This window comes from Bacillota bacterium, assembly GCA_018333655.1.
Classification (GTDB): domain Bacteria; phylum Bacillota; class UBA994; order UBA994; family UBA994; genus BS524.
In genome coordinates this window covers 71,947-88,859 of the sequence record JAGXTJ010000023.1, presented here as the reverse complement: position 1 = coordinate 88,859, position 16,913 = coordinate 71,947, and the positions used below count along the sequence as shown (strand labels likewise).

The window sequence follows — 16,913 nt, the reverse complement described above, 5'->3', positions numbered from 1 at the left end:
TTGCTTCCTGTTTCTTGCTTCCTGTTTCTTGCTTCCTGTTTCTTGCCTCTACCCTCCAGTCTGCTTCTCGTTATCCCCTACAGATAATGAAGCCACCCAAGCACGCAGCACGGTGAGATGGCTCTTTAGTCTGCCATAAATTTGCTCTGCGAGTTCCTCGTTATAGGTGTGAACAGCTAAATTACGGTCGTCAGCCATGAGGAGGGCCTCAGTCGCAAGTGCGTCACTGAGGCAGCCTACTTCGCGACATGACCGGATCACGCCTTTTGGGCTACTGACCTCGATGCCTTCACGCACGAGCAAGACCAACTTGGCGGCCTTCCACGTGGCTTCAAAGGCGAGCTCAAAGCGCTTAATCGCGGAGTCGCGCCAGATAGCGCTAGCCTGGTCAATGACCACTACCTCAGACAAAGCCGCTACAGCCTTCACGGCCTGGTTAAGGCGTTCTTCTACTCGCTCCATAGGATTCCCTCCTGCCTGACTTTGGTCCTGAAAGACTCTGCCACATGATAGAGGTCTACAACATCTACTTGGTAAGGTATGGACGACTCGTGCAGTAACTCGCGCAGCGTGGCAAACATGTGTGGGGAGACTTGCCCTGCATGGTCGACGGCAAGGTCAATGTCCGAGCTGTGCCTTTCTTCGCTCTTGGCAAAGGAACCAAACAAATAAACTTTAGCGGACGTCCCTTGTAGGAAGGACAAGACCACGGCCTTAACCCCAGACAAGAGTTCCGCACGTCCTCCCTCTGCCCCACTCGACAAACACTTGCTAATCATTACTTACTCCCCCCTATGGTGCCGGCGGTAAATCTGCTCTAGGAGTTCCAGGCAGAACTCGACGGCAGTGGTTACGGTCTTTTCGTCTATATTGTCTACTGTATCGGTCGGCCAATGCCAGTTAGGCAGGAGCCCGTTTTCGTCTAGGGCTAGTAGGCTGATGGCTTTGTAGCCCCTCTGTAGCGCGGGCAAGGCATCGGTAGAGAGCAAGTTGTAGACGCCTTGGCGGACATCGAGGTCGGGTCTAGCCTTGGCTACAGCTTGGCAGGCCATTAAAATTTCGGGCGTGGAGCGAAAAGTAGGAAACATGCCCTCACCTGACATGTAGTGCAAGGTGCCCGCGCCGATATTGTCTAAGTTAACAAACCAGGCCTGACGGTATTCCCCACCCTGTTGTTCGAGAAAGCGCACCATGCCATAGGTGCCCGACTCTTCGCAGCCGGTGAGCAAAATAGTTAAAGCAACGCCCTCGGGCAGTTTTGCTTTTACTTTCTCGGCCACGGCCAGCACGGCAGCCACCCCCGAGGCATTGTCATTAGCACCTCTGGTGTAGTTGTTCCATAGTTCGCGGTGCAGCAGGGTGCCACAAATAGTCAGCAGGTACAGACAGGGGATTAAGGCGGCGAAATGCCAGAAACCCCCTAGTGCAAGGCCTAGGGCGAGTAAGACCGGGGCAGAGGCCATAGCAGCTACCATGGCCAAAAAAGAGGTGCGAAAGTGCGGCACCATTTGTGGACTAAAATTAAGCCCTGCCTTGCTGCTGTCAAGATGGGCGACCAAGACTACTTGCTGCCCACTGCCCTCGCGGTGCTTGGCTATAATATTCTGGCTTTGCCCGGTGGGCAGTAACCTGCTCAGGGTCGCCACCGTGTTTAGCTCGAGAAAGAACAACACAGCGCCAAGAGCGCCAAACCACCACCAACCGAGAAGCCACGCTACTAGGGGCCAGAGATAAAAGACGATATAGAGCCAACCAAAAGTAGTAAGGGCACGGAATGGCTGCACTTGTACCTCGTAACCCCACTCGGAAAGCTTCGCAGCGACGTAATCGGCCGCTTTTTTCTCGCCTTGGGTGGCAGAGCCGCGCGGGCCGATAACTTTAGCTAGCATGTCTATGTGATCCTTAACCATGGTTGCACTCTCCCGTTCTGCTGCCTTGTACCTTTCTTCACCACAAAACAAAGAAGTCCTGCCAAAGGCAGAACTTAAGTCCATTTTCTTAGCCCTAGAGCCACCGCTCCCAAGGGGCCATGGCTACGACACAGGCCACAAAAATGATACCATCCACTATGGTCGGCCGCACCAAGAGGCGCACACCCTGCACTCCGACGATTACTGCCATGGCATAAAACTCGGTGTCATAGGCTTGTGAGTTCCATCGTTTGCCCGGTCGCGCCGGGCGGCAGCGTCGTCCTCCCACAGTCTCTCCCCCTTTGCTGCTCCATTGTATGCCAAGAGCAGAGAAGAGGTGTTTTCGACCAAGGAGGTGCAAGGTGACTGCTCTATACCCCTCTATGTGTGAATATACCTATGAGCCCCTCTCCGTCCGAGAAAGAGATGACAATTTCCGACGCACCCTAGCCACTCGCCCATGATTTGATAATAGGTATAAGCAATACTGATTCATGCTGACCCCTTCATGCTTAGACCGCTCTGCCAGTTCTTTGTGTAGCGATCTTGGTATCCTAAGCTTAAACTGTCCTGAGTAGCTATCGTTGGTGTCCGCCTTGGGCACTTCATAGCCGTCTTCCAAGGCCGCTTGAATCCATTCTCTCTTTGCGTCCTCAAGCATGCTCATACCAACACCCACATCAAACGCACAAGTTAAACATCCCTGCAGTTCTGGGATAGAGAGTACATACCCTCCCTCCGCTTCATCCCTGACAACCTGTACCCTGTAGTTTTGACGCATGTAGTAATCAAGATTCTTCACTCGAGGGCACCTCCCTTTCAATCATGGCTTTCACTAGTTTAACGTATGCCAAATTGATGGGCTCATCTACTGGCACGGTGATAGGTGCACTACCCTGCTTACGGAATGTCCAGTGGCTACTGCCACTGCCTGGCCTACGACCAATGTAGCCGTAACCTTCAAGCACCTTCTTGACCTCAGAGAAGCGAACGTCTCGCGGCATGGAACATATGCGCGACAATAATTTCTCCCACTGCGACACGTGCAGAATACCCCCCTAGACAATACATACCATGGTGGCTCATGCGGTGTCAAGGAATAATACAACCGATTACACCACAGGCATTAGCCCTCGAGAAACCTTAGAAAAGAATGGCGATGGAGCGCGCTCGCCCCGTGCTGCTCTAGTGCGGCGCGGTGTTTTGCTGTGCCATAGCCTTTGTGCGAGGCCATGCCGTAGAGAGGATACTCTCTGTCCATCTCGACCATGTAGGCGTCGCGCGTTACTTTGGCGATGATGCTCGCCGCGGCGATAGAGAGAGATTTTTGATCACCCTTGACTAAGGCTTGCTGCGGCACTTGCACGTTAGGCAAGGCAAAGGCGTCAAGCAGGAGGTAGTCAGGACAAAGCCGCGCGATAATTTCATGCTGACAACTCTCTACTGCGGCTACTATGCCATATTGGTCAATAAAGCGCTGGTCTCTCTCTGCTACAGCTAGGTCGACTGCGACAGCGCGGATTTCGGCAGCACAGGTACTACGCTGTTTCGCCGTAAGGAGCTTAGAGTCATTTACGCCGATAAGCCTGGCATCTCGGGGTAAGATAACGCCGGCCACCATAACGGGGCCGGCCAGGGAACCACGCCCGACTTCGTCCATACCGAGTACACGCTGGTAGCCCTGAGCCCAAAGCTCCCTTTCATACAAAAGGAGAGCTTTGTGTTGCTCTTCTTGGCATCTGTGGCGCGAGGCGGGGTCGCTAGGCATGGTCGGGTACTTGGTCGAGAGTGAAGCGCCCGATTTTGCCTTCGCGGAATTCGCGCAGTAAAATATCGGCGATGCGGTTAAGGTCTACTTTACCTCCGCCGATTAGGCATCCTCGCTTACGCCCTAGGAGTTCGAGCAGTTCATGCCCGGCAGAGGGCATAGTACCTTCTAATCGGAAGTGCCGCTTAAAGGCCTCGGGGTACATTTCTACCGCGAAAGCGGCTAGGCTGCCAGCTAAGTCGAGCACATCGAAGCCTGCCGAACTGATAGCGCCGGTTACGGCTAACTTGAAGGCCACGGCCGGGTCATCAAGACGGGGCCAGAGTAGGCCTGGGGTGTCGAGCACCTGCGTACCATCCGGCAGGTTGATCCACTGCTTAGCTTGCGTCAGCCCCGGCAAGGCCCCGGTACGTGCCGCCGCTCTACCACTTAGGCTGTTAATAAGGCTGGACTTACCCACATTGGGTATGCCCGCCACCATGACACGAACCCCGCGCAAGGCCTGCCCCCCCGCCTTGTCGCGCGGAAGTTTAGGGGTGACTTTTGCTTTGACCTCTTTTAAGAGCTCTTTTGTGCCACGGCCATCGCGGGCATTTACCTTAATAGCGGGTGTCCCCAAGTGTGCAAAGTAGGCCACAAAACGCTCTGTGGCCACCTCTGCCGCCAGGTCGGGCTTAGTGAGGGCGATAAGGCGCACTTTGTCGCCCATGATGGCGGAAAGCAGAGGGTTAGCACTGGCGAGTGGCATACGCGCATCCCGAAGCTCAATGACGGCATCGACTAGGCCTAGGTTCTCTTCGAGCAGGCGTCGCGCCTTGGCCATGTGGCCGGGAAACCAGTGAATTGTCATGCAAACCTCCTCTAGTGCCGTACCAAACGAAGCGCCGGCAGGGGCCAAAAAACGGCCATGGCCTTTCCTTTGACGTTGGCGAGGGGCACAAAACCGACCGTTGCATCACGCGAATCAAGACTGAAGTTGCGGTTGTCCCCCAGCACAAAGACTGTACCCTCGGGTACTACCTCCGGCCCAAAGACCCCATGCGTGGGCGCCTTAAGATAGGGTTCTGGCAGCGCCGCGCCATCGACAAATACTTGTCCGTCGCGCACCTCTACCGTCTGCCCACCGACCGCGACCACACGTTTAATAAAGTCACGCCAAGGTTCCTGTGGGTAGCGGAACACTATGACATCAGAGGGCCTTGGCCCGCCGAGACGGTAGGTAAGTTTGTTCACCAGCACACGCTCCTGATCAAGGAGGGTGGGCTGCATGGAGTGACCATCTACGACATAGACTTCAACCAAGAACATGCGGATAATAAGTGCCAGTATAACTGCCAGAGCAAAAGCCTTGCCCCACTCAAATAATTCTCTACGCCACGAGCTTGTCATGTATTGCCTCCTTGCTGCCTAGCGAAAAAGGGACCAAGCTAATCGGCCCCCCCCCTGTTTACTTGCGTAAGTCGCGAATACGGGCAGCTTTACCGGTGAGGTGTCTGAGATAGTACAACTTAGCGCGGCGTACACGCCCACGGCGCATTACTTCGATCCGCTCAATGCGTGGAGAATGCACGGGGAAGATTCTTTCTACACCCACGCCGTAAGAAATGCGGCGCACGGTGAATGTCTCACGCACGCTCCCGCCGTGGCGAGAAATAACCATACCTTCGAAGATCTGAATACGTTCTTTGCCGCCTTCGACAACTTTAACGTGAACCTTAACGGTGTCCCCTGCTCTAAAACTTGGCAAGTCTTGACGCAACTGCATCATTTCTAAGCCTTTAATAATTTCCATTAATAGCCCTCCTTTCCGTCTGCACTGGTGACGGTACCTAAACATTGTTGATCATGCTTAGTCAAACCCCGAGTGAAAAGCTCGGGACGCCTGCACATCGTTCGCTTGATAGATTGCCCACGGCGCCACTTGGCAATGCGGGCATGGTCTCCTGACAAAAGCACCTCGGGAACAGCTAAACCGCGAAACTCGCGCGGCCGCGTGTAGTGGGGATATTCAAGATAGCCATCTGCCGAAAAAGTCTCCTCCGCCGCAGAAAGCTCACTACCGAGCACCCCCGGCAAAAGACGCGCCACGCAGTCTACTAGCACCATAGCCGGCAATTCGCCGCCCGTCAAAACATAGTCACCAATAGATATCTCTTCGTCAACCACAAGGTCGACCACACGCTGGTCGATCCCTTCGTAATGCCCGCAAATAAGGACCAGCTGGCTATACCCCGACAGCTCGACAGCCTTAGCTTGATTGAAAGTGTGCCCTGCGGGGCTCATCATAATCACCCTGCGGCGCGTCGGCTCGATGTCACCGCCCTGCTTTAGCACATCCTCGACGGCGAGAACAACGGGTTCCACTTTCATGACCATGCCTGCTCCTCCGCCGAAAGGGGTGTCGTCGACAACGCGATGCTTAGAAAAGGCGAAGTTGCGCACATCGGTCAGGCAGACCTGCAGAACACCCTTGGCTATGGCATGCTTGAGGATACTCGCCGCTGTTACCGGCGCGAACATTTCTGGGAAGAGCGTTAGTACATCTACTCTCACTTTTCGTCCACCAACCCGAGAGGCAGTGTGACCTGCATTTCCTTCGTTTCTAGGTCGATATGGTGGACTACGCTTTTTAAAGCGGGTAGAAGAAGGTCACCACTAGGGGTCTTAACGACATAGACATCATTGCTACCAAGGTGAAGTACCTCTTTTACCGTGCCGAGAAAACTGCCTTTTTCGTCGTTAACTGTAAGCCCAATCAGCTGGTAGACATAGAAGCTCCCAGATGGCAAAGGCAGGATTTCGCTTTCTTTGACGAGGATATCCCCGCCAAGAAAAGCTTCTGCTTGCTCACGCGAGTCGACTCCCTGTAAGGCGAGGATAAAGAAGCGCCCGAAAGGCCGGACGGAGAGAACGGTAATTTCTTTCTCTACCCCTCTGCCACGCCAAAACAAATTCGCCCCCGGCAAGTTCGCAAATCTGTCGGGGTGATCCGAATGGGACCGGACTTTAAGGTCGCCCTTCAGTCCATGTACTCCGAGAATCTCCGCAATACAAATGAGTCGAGATTCCATTTTCTCACCTAATTCCCCAGTTACTTAGCCGATCTCCAAAAACACTTTCTCGTCGCCGCTATTGGCGGCCTTAAGCACGGTGCGGAAGGCTTTGGCGATGCGCCCCTGCTTGCCGATAACTTTGCCCACGTCTTCCGGTGCTACTGTCAGGCGAAAGATTAGCCCCTCCGCGCTTTGCTCCATAGTCACTTCGACTTGGTCTTTATGCTCGACCAAATGCTTGGCGATAAACAGAACGAGATCTCGCAATTTAGTCACCCCCGCCTAGGACTTCTCTAGCAGGCCTGCTTTGTTGAAAATGCTGCGCACCGTGTCAGACATTTGTACGCCCTGCCCTAGCCAGTAAGTAGCCCTCTCATGGTCTACTTTCACTGCGGGAGGATTCTGCGTGGGGTTGTAGTAGCCTATTTCTTCGACGAAACGACCATCTCTGGGAGCGCGGGAATCAGCCACGACTAAACGGTAGAAAGGCGCTTTCTTGGCACCCATTCTCTTTAATCTTATCTTTGTTGCCATATGTGTCACCCCCTTTCAAAATACCCTGATACCCCCTGTTACCTGCTACAGGTAACAGGTTATCTGCTACAGGTAACAGGTTGCATGTTACATAAAGGGAAACTTCATTTTACCGCCGCGCTTGCCCTTTTCGGTAAGGCTCTTGACTAGCTTGCGGGCTTGGTCGAACTCTTTGAGCATGCGATTGACTTCTTGCACTGAGGTGCCACTGCCCATGGCGATGCGCCTCCGCCTGCTACCGTCGATAATATCTGGCTTGCGGCGTTCCTTGATGGTCATGGAACAAATGATGGCTTCGATGCTTTGGAGCTTCTTCTCGCCTAGCTCTAAATCTTTGACCTGCTTAGCCGCCGAAAAGCCCGGAATCATACCCATAAGCTGTTCTAGCGAGCCCATCTTCTTCACTTGCTGCATCTGCTCGAGGTAGTCTTCGAGAGTAAAGCCCTGGGTACGCATCTTGCGCTCTAGCTCTTCGGCCTTCTTTTGGTCGAAGGCTTGCTCCGCCTTTTCAATTAGGGACAGCACGTCACCCATGCCGAGTATGCGCGAGGCCATGCGGTCCGGGTGGAAGACCTCGAGCGCATCGAGCTTCTCACCCACCCCAATAAACTTAATCGGCTTGCCGGTGACGGCCTTGACCGAAAGAGCAGCACCGCCGCGCGTGTCACCATCTAGCTTGGTCATAATGATGCCGTCGATACCGAGAGCGTTGTTAAATGTCGTAGCTACATTGACGGCGTCTTGCCCAGTCATGCCATCGACGACCAGTAGCACTTCGTGGGGCGAAACTACCCGGTGCACATCTTTAAGTTCTTGCATAAGTCTTTCGTCGATATGCAGGCGACCTGCCGTATCTATAATTACCAAGTCGCGCCCTTGCCTCATAGCATATTCTTTGCCTTGGCGCGCGATATCAGCCACATTCGTTTCCCCCGCCACTGAAAAAACGGGGATATCTAGCTGCTTGCCCAGAGTCTCTAGCTGCAATATGGCCGCCGGTCGATAGACGTCGCAGGCTACCAGCAGTGGAAAACGCCCTTGCTTGCGCAGTAGTAAGGCGAGCTTGCCCGCCTGGGTCGTCTTGCCGGCACCCTGCAAGCCCACAAGCATGATCACGGTAGGCGGCTTAGGCGCCATACTGAGCCGATTTGAGGTGCCTCCGAGCAAGGAGATAAGCTCATCATGCACGATCTTGACGATGTGCTGGCCAGGGGTGAGGCTTTCGAGCACTTCTGCCCCGATAGCTCTGCCTTTAATAGCCGCTACAAAGTCCTTGACTACGGCGAGGCTCACGTCGGCCTCCAGCAAAGCCATGCGTACTTCGCGCAAGGCCTCGGCAATATCTTTTTCGGTCAGCTTTCCTTTGCCGCGCAACTTCTTAAGGGCGGCTTGAAGTTTGTCACCGAGCCCTGCAAACAATGGCACAGCCCCCTAGTAAGTAAGTTTTTCTATAAGTGAAAGCGCTTCATCTGTATGACCGCTTAGAACAAGCTCCTTTAAACGCCTTAACTCTTGCTGCTGTTCAAGAAAACGTGCCACCAGCGAGAGCTTGCTCTCGTAAAGCTCGAGCTGTCTCTCAGCGCGGCGCACGGTGTCATGCACGCCTTGGCGAGAGATGGCGAGCTCATCGGCAATTTCTGCCAAGGAGAAGTTCTCCTCGTAGTACAAGCGGCACGCCAAAACCTGACGCGCGGTAAGCAATTGGCCGTAAAAGTCCAACAAGAGGTTGGCACGTACGAAATGTTCCATTTACCCCTCACCTCAAGTCCTTGACCTGCTCTAGGATACCAAGAAGATTCGCTCTTGTCAAGGCAAAATACTTGACAGCAAAGGTGATTTACTCGGCAAAAAGCGCTTCCGTAAATTCTGCGGGGTCAAAATCGCGCAGATCGGCGATTTTTTCACCCACGCCGATTAATTTGATGGGGATATTCTGCTCTTTGGCGATGGCAAGGACGATGCCGCCCTTGGCCGTACCGTCGAGCTTGGTGAGCACGATGCCCGTAAGGGGTACTATTTGCGCGAATTCCCGCGCCTGTACGAGGGCGTTTTGCCCGGTGGTGGCATCGATGACTAAGAGCACCTCCTGCAGGGCGTTAGCCGCCTCACGGTCGATGATGCGCTTAATCTTACCTAGTTCCTGCATCAAGTTCGACTTATTGTGCAGCCTGCCCGCAGTATCGATAATAAGTAGGTCGACTCCTCGCGCGCGCGCGGCATGCAGAGCGTCAAAAACGACCGCGGCGGGGTCGGAACCATCGGCATGGCTAACCACTGGCACACCAGCCCGCGTAGCCCAGACCTGTAGCTGTGATGCGGCAGCTGCCCTAAAAGTGTCTCCGGCCGCTACCATTACTTTGGCACCCTCTTGCTTGTAGCGTTCGGCTAGCTTGCCAATGGTTGTCGTCTTACCTACTCCGTTAACGCCTACCACTAAGAAGACGTTAAGTGTGCCTGGAACGTAGCGCAAGGGCTGTTTTTGCCCTAGTTCGCGCGCGGCTATTTCTTTCATTACGCCACGCAGTTCCTGGCCGTCGGTCAGTCTACGCTCCCTTACTTGCTTCCGCAATTCCGCTAGCAAGTGGGAGGTGGCCAGGACGCCCACATCGTGGAGTAGAAACAGTTCTTCTACTTCCTCGAACAAACTTTCGTCAATTTTACGCCCGGTAATTACCTCGGTCAGTTTGGCCATGAAGCCTTGTCGAGTGCGTTCGAGGCCTTCTTTTATGCGCTGAAAAAAACCCATAGTTTCTCTCCTTCATGCCTCTGCAAGTAATCTTAAGACGAAGCTAACTCGGACACCCGCACCGTCAGTACCTTGGAGACGCCTTGCTCAGGCATGGTCACGCCGTAGAGCATGTCGGCTGCTAACATCGTCCCCTTGGTATGGGTGATAAGCAAGAACTGCGTGCTCAGGCTAAGCTCGCGTAGGACGCCGATAAGGCGGCCCACATTGGCATCATCAAGGGCGGCATCAGTTTCATCTAGCACACAGAAAGGTGTGGGCTTAACTTTAAGCACGGCACAGATTAAGGCGATAGCCACCAAGGTGCGCTCACCGCCGGAGAGCAGGCTGATATTCTGTAGCCGCTTGCCGACAGGTTGCACATCTATCTCGATGCCCGACTCAAGGGGTTTGTCTTTGTCGGTTAGGCTAAGCCGCGAGGAGGCACCGCCAAACAGACGGTTAACCATGTCTTGAAAGGCAGACTTTACCTCCTGAAAGCCTGTTAAGAATCTCTCCCCCATTACGGAGTCAAGACTGGCAATGACTTCTTTAAGTCTCTCTGATGAACGCGTAAGGTCTTCTTCTTCTTGCGAAAGAAAGGTGACTCGTTCGCTAAGGCGGGTAAACTCTTCGATGGAGGAGAGACGCACAGGGCCTAGGGCCAGTATTTCTTGGTCGAGCACTTCTATGGCCGACTCCGCCTCCGCGCGACTCGAGATGTTGACCCCTTCTGTTTCACCCGCCGGCCCATATTCGGCTCGCTTGGCGAGAAGGTGTTCGGCTTCGACTTTGAGGCGCTCTAAACGTAACTCCATATTATGTAGTTTAAGGCGCAGGGCGTTACTTTCTTGCGTATTATTCTCTAAAGCAGCGACAATTTCTTGGTGCCTAGCTTGCATAGCTAGGCGCTCCTGCTGTAACTGCAGAACTAACTCGGAGAGAAGCTCTACCTCCGCCGCAAAATTGCCCATTTCTACTCTCAGTTCGGCAAGTAAATTCTCTAGGCGAATACCTTCGCTCTCTAGGGTAGCGCACTCTAGAGCAAGCTCTGTGGTGCGCTTGAGAGCGTCTGCTAGCAAACCTTCGTGTTCGGTGAGGCGGGCGGCCAAGCCAGCAACTTGGGCTTCAGTTCTGGCCAAATCGAGTCTTAGCTCCATGCGGCGCTGTTCTCTGATGACACGCTTATGGCCTAACTCGGCGTTTACCCGCGCTAACTCCTCTGCCTCCGTAGCTAATGTGGCCTGCTCCGCTCTGGCTGCAGCAATAGCTTGCTCTAAGTACGCAATTTGACGTCTGCATTCGGCCTGCTCGTAAACATTGGCCTGCTCCGCTTTATGGGCCCCTTCGCTTTCCCTGGTATATTGCTCTATTAAGGCGGCGGTCTTGGCTTGAGATAACTCGTAGCCGAGCAAAGTACGCTTCGCCCCATCAATTGTGGCACGCAAGTTCTCGACGCGAGCTAAGGCTAGGGCCATGGTCGCTTGCCAGGAGGCTTGCTCCCCTTCAAGCAACTGGAGTTCTTGCCGTAAGCGCAAGGCGTCCTTGGCACTGTCTTCGCTCTCTCTCTTTCGCGCCAGGAGCCAAGCCTGGCGTTCAGGTCGGCTACCGCCCGTAAGCGATCCGCTAGGCAGGCGAATATCGCCCTCTAGGGTGACAATGCGCCATATATGACCCGTTTCCTTGGCCACGAAGGATGCTGTGTCAAGATTAGCTACCACGAGTACATTGCCTAGGAGCTGCTCGACTAGCGGGCGCAGTTCCTGCGTGCTCGATACAAGGTCAACGGCCCGGCCCATGAAAGCCTCGTGGTTTCGTAAGCCGGTTGGCACTTCGCGCGCTGACCGCGGACGCAGGGAGTCGAGAGGATAAAAGGTTGCCCGCCCCTGGTTGCTGTCCTTTAGTCGCTTAATGGCCTCTTTGGCTTGTCCTTCAGTGAAGGTGACAATATCGGCTACAGCCCCGCCTAGCGCGACTTCAATAGCCGTCTCTAACTTAGGTGAGGTGGAAATCAGGTCGCCCACGACTCCTAGTACGCCCGGCAAGCGTGCCTTAAGAATAAACTTAACCCCGCGACTTAGGCCTTCCATCTGCTCTTCACTCGCCTTCTGGGCGCGAAGACGGTTCTCGGCACGAAAAAGCTCTGATTGTTTCGCGCTCAGCGCTGTTTCGAGCTGTTTTTGCTTCTGGCGCAAGTCAGCGAGGTGCGACTTTACTGCCTGTTCTTCTAGAACGAGCTCTGCAAGCCGAATCTTCTCGGCGGACACGGCGGCTTCTTGCTCCTGATGGCGCTTTAGCTCTAACTCACCCTGCGTCTTTAGCGCCTGCTGCGTGACACAATGCGCCGACAGCCTTTCTTCTAGCAAAACTACTTGCTTTGTTTGGGCAGTGAGCTCGCGCTCGTGCTGAAAGAGAGTGGACGATAGGCTTTCCATCGCTTCTTTTAGCAGAGCCTCGCGTCCTAAGGTAGGGGCGTCCTCGGCGCTATCTAGCTCGGCAATCTCACTGCGAGCTTCTTTCTGGCGTGAAGTAGCGGCGGCTTCATCTTCGCGCATGTGCGCGAGGCGTAGCGCAATTTTTTGCTGCTCCACGCGAGAATCCTGTAGGCGCTCCTGTAAAAGATTTCGCTGGGCTCCGAGCTTTTCTAGCTGAGTGGCGGCTTCGCTCCTGCGTTCATCCTTTTGTCGCAGGACCAAGCGCTTCTCGTAAAGACTCCTCTCGCCATCCTGCAGCCGCGCCTGGATTTCGCTGTCGAGCAAGGACTGCGCTGCTTGCTGTGCCAGTAGACTACTGCGCGCGAGTTCGCCTCGCAAAAGGTCATCGCGCAGGCGCTCTGCTTGCTGCCCAAGGCTTTGAGTCTGCCGCTCATTCAATGTAAGCTCGTAATCTAGTAGGCTTTGCTCTAGGCTGCGACGCCGTACCGCGAGCCCTTGGTAGGACTTGGCCCGCTCGGATTCCGCGGCGAGTGGCCCGAGCTGAGCTTCTAGCTCGGCGGTTACATCTTTTATGCGCAGTAAATTAGCGGCCGTCTCGGCCAGCCTAGTCTCCGTTTCGCGCTTACGCAGTTTGTAACGCGAAATGCCAGCTGCCTCTTCGAAAATGACGCGGCGACTGCGAGGGTCGGCGCTCAACATTTCTTCAATTCTGCCCTGCCCCACAAAAGAGTAGGAGTCACGTCCTATGCCCGTATCGAGAAAGAGCTCCGTAATGTCTTTAAGACGGCACGGCCTCTTATTGATGAAGTATTCGCTTTCGAGATTGCGATAGACACGGCGAGTAATGGCTACCTCGGTAAAAGGCGTGGGCAAGCGTAAAGACTCGTTATCGAATATTATGGTCACTTCGGCAAAACCGATACTTTTGCGTTTGGCCGTCCCGCCAAAAATGACATCTTCCATACGGCTACCACGCAGAGCACGAGCAGACTGCTCTCCTAAAACCCATTTGACGGCATCCGCAATGTTGCTTTTGCCACTGCCATTAGGCCCGACGATCGCCGTCAGGCCCTCACCAAACTCAACTTCGGTTTTGTCGGCAAATGACTTAAAACCATGCACCAAGACGCGTTTAATTTTCATCTTTTTCGTCCTCCAACGCTACCATTAGGTAACTGCGACATGCGACACAGGGGACGGTTCTTTAGGCGACAGAGGGGACGGTTCTTTTTGTCAGATGTTCTGCGACAAAAAGAACCGTCCCCTCTGTCGCAACGCCCCCTCTGTCGGTCGCCCTTCTGTTGGTCCACTCTGTCGTTAGTCTACCGCGGGTGAACAATAAAACGCATGGCTGTGCGTTCCTGTCCATCAATGAAGATATCGGCAAAGGCGGGAATAGTCACTAAGTTAACCCCATTGGAGGCCACATAGCCGCGGCAGATGGCAATCGCCTTCACTGCCTGATTAACTGCCCCCGCCCCAACCGCCTGTAGTTCTGCCGTCCCTCGCTCGCGCAGTACTGCTGCTAAGGCGCCCGCGACCGATTTTGGATTTGAGTGCGCCGATACTTTCAAGACCTCCAAGCCCAATTCCTCCCTCGCCAACTATCTCTACTTCATATGCGAGGGAAACGCCCAAGTTGTTACTTTTCACCGCGCAATTTGCGTAGAGCGAGGAGTGCGGCGGCTTGTTCTGCCTGCTTTTTGCTCTTGCCTTCGCCTAGCCCGTAGGCCGTGCCGCGGACGAACACTTCGACTTGGTAGGTGCGATCATGATCGGGGCCACTCTCTTGCACCAGGGCATATTTTATAGATTCGGGTGCTAGCTCTTGCAGGGCACTCTTGGCGTCAGCCTCCGACCACGACTCGGTGACCTCGGTCATTAGGTCGCCATAGAATAGGTCGAACAACTGCCGCGCCCTTGGCAGACCACCCGAAAGAAAGGCCACCCCGAGTAGTGCCTCTATGCAACCGGCTAAGATTCTTGGCCTTTCATAGCCTCCACTACCAGCAGCACTTTTGCCGAGCAAGATGTACCTGGCAAGGCCAAACCGCTTGGCGATCTCTGCTAGAGCGGCCTCGCAGACAAGGTTAGCCCGCAATCTGCTGAGCTGCCCCTCCGCGTAGTGGGGGAATTTAGCATAAAGACTTTGGCTACATAGCAAGGACAGCACCGCATCACCCAGAAACTCCAGGCGCTCATTGTCCGAGACGCCAGCATGATTATTGATGTAGGAAGAATGCGTAAGCGCCTGCTTGAGCAGTGGTTCATCCTGGGGGGTAAACCCAAGCTTCGTGGCCAATTCAATTACTACTGGCAAGATTTTCTCTCCTAAGGCCTTTTCAGGATGTAGTTGACGGCATCGGCAACTGTAGTGATATTCGTGACCTCATCGTCCTCAAGAGTGATGTCAAACTCCTGCTCGATGGCCATGGCTATCTCCACCAAGTTAATGGAGTCTGCCGCGAGGTCCTGTTTAAACCGAGAGCCCATTTCCACCCGGGCCTCATCGACTCGCAAAATTCGCGCGGTAATACGGCGCACTATGGCAAAAACGTCTTTCATGCTACCTCTCTCCCTTCTAGTAAGGAACAACCACTAAGCCTATGGTTCCCGGACCAACGTGAACGCCGACAACAGGGCCAATTTGATTGGTAATTGTCTCTTCGACTTTGTACGCCGCCTCGACTAATTTCTTTAAGTCTGCCGCCCGCTCGGGGCAATTACCATGCATGATGGCCACACGAACACGCGAACCATGGGGCACAAACTCACCCGCTGACTCTACTAGGCTAGTTAGCACTTTACTCATCTTGCCCCTCACCTTGGTATGGGCTACAATGCCGCCATCCTTAAGACGCAGGATAGGATGCACATTGAGCAAGGCCCCAAGCAGGGCACTCGCCTTGCCAATGCGCCCATTGCGCTCAAGCCAGACTAAGCTCTCGACCGAGATAAAGTAAGCGAGCTTGTCACATACGGCCTTGGCTTTTTCGACGATCTCTGGCCTACTCGCCCCTTCATTACGTGCCCGCGCCGCTAAAATGACGGCGAGGCCAAGACCAAGGGAAGCGTTCAGGCTATCTATGAGGGTGACTCTGCCCTTGCCGACCATTTCTGCTGCCAAAACAGCAGATTGGTAGGTGCCAGACATGCCAGAGGAGATATGTATAGAAATTATTTCTGCTGATTCTTCCAGGACTTTGTTGTAGACATCGACAAATTCTCCCGGCGAAGGCTGTGAGGTACGAGGATGCACGGTAGCTTGCGGCAGCATCTCGAAAAATTCTTTACTGCCGATGTCGACCCCGTCTTTATAGCTCCTCTCTCCGAAGATAACATTAAGAGGAACAACCACGATACCTAATTCTTGGGCTAATGCTTGTGGAATGTCAGCGGTGCTATCCGTAACAATGGCAATCTTTTGGCGTGTCATGGCAATCATCCTTTCATATTCAAAGAAATTCTACTTTTCCGCCAGGCCAGTGATTTTTTTGATCACCTCCTGGGTGATGAATTTTTCGGCCTGAAAAATACCGTTCTTTATAGCTAAGGCCCTAGACGAGCCGTGGCACTTGACGAAAACACCATTGATGCCAAGTAGCGGTGCCCCACCATGCTCGGCATAATCGAAGCGACGCTTCAGTTGGCGTAAACTAGGTTTAAGCAGTAAGGCACCTAGCTTGCCGCGGTAATCTGCCAAGAAGGCCTCGCGCAAGAGTTCGAACATGGTTCCGGTTACGCCCTCCATCATTTTGAGTAAGACATTGCCGGTAAAACCGTCGCACACTACGACATCAAACTCTCCGCTGAGCAGGGTTCGCGCCTCCATATTGCCGACAAAATTTATGCCACTCGCAGCAAGAAGCGAAAAGGCGTCCTTGCTCACCTGATTGCCCTTCCCCTCTTCGCTGCCGACATTAAGCAGAGCAACACGTGGCCTTACTTTGCCAAGCACTCGTTCGGCATAAATAGAGCCCATCAGGCCGTACTGGGCGAGATTCTCGGCCTTGGCATCCATGGTCGCGCCCACATCTAGCAGGACCACCCCATTGCCTTTCACAGTAGGCAGGAGAGGTGCTAGGGCGGGCCTTTCCACATGGGCGATACGGCCAGCGATTAAAAGCCCCGCAGCCATAAAGGCACCTGTATTCCCCGCCGTCACAAAGGCATCAGCCTGTCCATCCTTGATGAGTCTCGCACCTACAGCGAGGGTGGAGTTAGGCTTGCGGCGCAAAGCGATAACCGGCGCCTCGTCGTTGCCAATTGTATCTGCAGCCGGGACAATGCCTATAGCAGATGACATGCCTTCTTGGCGCAAGGCTACGCGAAGCTTGTCTTCGGGGCCAACAAGGGCAAGCTGTAGCCCCTTCTTCTCCCGCACCGCGGCTATGGCTCCGGCAACAATCTCACTTGGGGCATGGTCGCCACCCAAAGCATCCACTGCTATACGCATAACTACACCTCTACAGTCATATTCTGCCCTCA

At 54.1% G+C, this 16,913-nt stretch carries 23 protein-coding genes; all 23 read right to left on the bottom strand.

Features of this window, described 5'->3' with window-relative positions:
* Positions 1–48: 48 nt before the first annotated feature.
* Entirely contained in the window at positions 49–462 is a 414-nt protein-coding gene (locus KGZ92_04870) for an HI0074 family nucleotidyltransferase substrate-binding subunit (GenBank protein ID MBS3888618.1), read from the bottom strand.
* Positions 450–779 carry a nucleotidyltransferase domain-containing protein gene (locus KGZ92_04865; protein MBS3888617.1) on the bottom strand — a complete coding sequence of 110 codons (330 nt, stop codon included), beginning with the start codon at positions 777–779 and terminating at the stop codon, positions 450–452. The genes KGZ92_04870 and KGZ92_04865 overlap by 13 nt, the downstream gene beginning before the upstream one ends.
* A 3-nt stretch (positions 780–782) precedes the next feature.
* Positions 783–1,910 carry a M20/M25/M40 family metallo-hydrolase gene (locus tag KGZ92_04860; protein MBS3888616.1) on the bottom strand — a complete coding sequence of 376 codons (1,128 nt, stop codon included), beginning with the start codon at positions 1,908–1,910 and terminating at the stop codon, positions 783–785.
* A gap of 94 nt (positions 1,911–2,004) precedes the next feature.
* Positions 2,005–2,199, bottom strand: a complete 195-nt coding sequence (locus tag KGZ92_04855; GenBank protein ID MBS3888615.1) for a hypothetical protein — start codon at positions 2,197–2,199, stop codon at positions 2,005–2,007.
* Positions 2,200–2,307: 108 nt separating this feature from the next.
* The gene (locus tag KGZ92_04850; GenBank protein ID MBS3888614.1) at positions 2,308–2,712 is read right to left on the bottom strand and encodes a type II toxin-antitoxin system HicB family antitoxin; all 405 of its coding nucleotides are present in this window, start codon (positions 2,710–2,712) and stop codon (positions 2,308–2,310) included.
* The gene (locus tag KGZ92_04845) at positions 2,699–2,953 is read right to left on the bottom strand and encodes a toxin HicA (protein MBS3888613.1); all 255 of its coding nucleotides are present in this window, start codon (positions 2,951–2,953) and stop codon (positions 2,699–2,701) included. The genes KGZ92_04850 and KGZ92_04845 overlap by 14 nt, the downstream gene beginning before the upstream one ends.
* Positions 2,954–3,036: 83 nt before the next feature.
* Positions 3,037–3,678, bottom strand: a complete 642-nt coding sequence (locus tag KGZ92_04840; protein MBS3888612.1) for a ribonuclease HII — start codon at positions 3,676–3,678, stop codon at positions 3,037–3,039.
* The gene (gene ylqF, locus KGZ92_04835) at positions 3,671–4,528 is read right to left on the bottom strand and encodes a ribosome biogenesis GTPase YlqF (protein MBS3888611.1); all 858 of its coding nucleotides are present in this window, start codon (positions 4,526–4,528) and stop codon (positions 3,671–3,673) included. Before ylqF ends, KGZ92_04840 begins: the two co-directional genes overlap by 8 nt.
* 11 nt (positions 4,529–4,539) lie before the next feature.
* Entirely contained in the window at positions 4,540–5,067 is a 528-nt protein-coding gene (gene lepB / locus KGZ92_04830) for a signal peptidase I (protein MBS3888610.1), read from the bottom strand.
* A gap of 58 nt (positions 5,068–5,125) precedes the next feature.
* Positions 5,126–5,470, bottom strand: coding sequence for a 50S ribosomal protein L19 (rplS, locus tag KGZ92_04825; protein MBS3888609.1), 345 nt, complete (start codon positions 5,468–5,470; stop codon positions 5,126–5,128).
* Positions 5,470–6,231, bottom strand: a complete 762-nt coding sequence (trmD, locus tag KGZ92_04820) for a tRNA (guanosine(37)-N1)-methyltransferase TrmD (protein ID MBS3888608.1) — start codon at positions 6,229–6,231, stop codon at positions 5,470–5,472. The genes rplS and trmD overlap by 1 nt, the downstream gene beginning before the upstream one ends.
* Positions 6,228–6,749 carry a 16S rRNA processing protein RimM gene (gene rimM / locus KGZ92_04815; GenBank protein ID MBS3888607.1) on the bottom strand — a complete coding sequence of 174 codons (522 nt, stop codon included), beginning with the start codon at positions 6,747–6,749 and terminating at the stop codon, positions 6,228–6,230. The genes trmD and rimM overlap by 4 nt, the downstream gene beginning before the upstream one ends.
* Before the next feature lie 24 nt (positions 6,750–6,773).
* The gene (locus KGZ92_04810) at positions 6,774–6,998 is read right to left on the bottom strand and encodes a KH domain-containing protein (protein MBS3888606.1); all 225 of its coding nucleotides are present in this window, start codon (positions 6,996–6,998) and stop codon (positions 6,774–6,776) included.
* A gap of 15 nt (positions 6,999–7,013) precedes the next feature.
* A complete protein-coding gene (gene rpsP, locus KGZ92_04805; GenBank protein MBS3888605.1) occupies positions 7,014–7,265 on the bottom strand; it encodes a 30S ribosomal protein S16 in 252 nt (83 codons plus the stop codon).
* A gap of 87 nt (positions 7,266–7,352) precedes the next feature.
* Positions 7,353–8,690, bottom strand: coding sequence for a signal recognition particle protein (gene ffh, locus KGZ92_04800; GenBank protein ID MBS3888604.1), 1,338 nt, complete (start codon positions 8,688–8,690; stop codon positions 7,353–7,355).
* Between the two features lie 6 nt (positions 8,691–8,696).
* On the bottom strand, positions 8,697–9,014 hold the full coding sequence (locus KGZ92_04795; GenBank protein ID MBS3888603.1) for a YlxM family DNA-binding protein: 318 nt from the start codon (positions 9,012–9,014) through the stop codon (positions 8,697–8,699).
* 88 nt (positions 9,015–9,102) lie between these two features.
* Entirely contained in the window at positions 9,103–10,011 is a 909-nt protein-coding gene (gene ftsY, locus KGZ92_04790; GenBank protein ID MBS3888602.1) for a signal recognition particle-docking protein FtsY, read from the bottom strand.
* A gap of 32 nt (positions 10,012–10,043) precedes the next feature.
* Positions 10,044–13,568, bottom strand: coding sequence for a chromosome segregation protein SMC (smc, locus tag KGZ92_04785; GenBank protein ID MBS3888601.1), 3,525 nt, complete (start codon positions 13,566–13,568; stop codon positions 10,044–10,046).
* A 179-nt stretch (positions 13,569–13,747) separates the two neighbouring features.
* Entirely contained in the window at positions 13,748–14,008 is a 261-nt protein-coding gene (locus KGZ92_04780; GenBank protein MBS3888600.1) for a stage V sporulation protein S, read from the bottom strand.
* Between the two features lie 59 nt (positions 14,009–14,067).
* The gene (gene rnc / locus KGZ92_04775; GenBank protein ID MBS3888599.1) at positions 14,068–14,745 is read right to left on the bottom strand and encodes a ribonuclease III; all 678 of its coding nucleotides are present in this window, start codon (positions 14,743–14,745) and stop codon (positions 14,068–14,070) included.
* An 11-nt stretch (positions 14,746–14,756) separates the two neighbouring features.
* Positions 14,757–14,990 carry an acyl carrier protein gene (gene acpP, locus KGZ92_04770; protein ID MBS3888598.1) on the bottom strand — a complete coding sequence of 78 codons (234 nt, stop codon included), beginning with the start codon at positions 14,988–14,990 and terminating at the stop codon, positions 14,757–14,759.
* A gap of 16 nt (positions 14,991–15,006) precedes the next feature.
* Positions 15,007–15,861: a DegV family protein gene (locus tag KGZ92_04765; GenBank protein MBS3888597.1), complete on the bottom strand. Its 855-nt coding sequence runs from the start codon at positions 15,859–15,861 to the stop codon at positions 15,007–15,009.
* A gap of 30 nt (positions 15,862–15,891) precedes the next feature.
* Positions 15,892–16,881 (bottom strand): phosphate acyltransferase PlsX, encoded by a 990-nt coding sequence (gene plsX / locus KGZ92_04760; GenBank protein MBS3888596.1) that lies wholly within the window; start codon positions 16,879–16,881, stop codon positions 15,892–15,894.
* Positions 16,882–16,913: the final 32 nt, after the last annotated feature.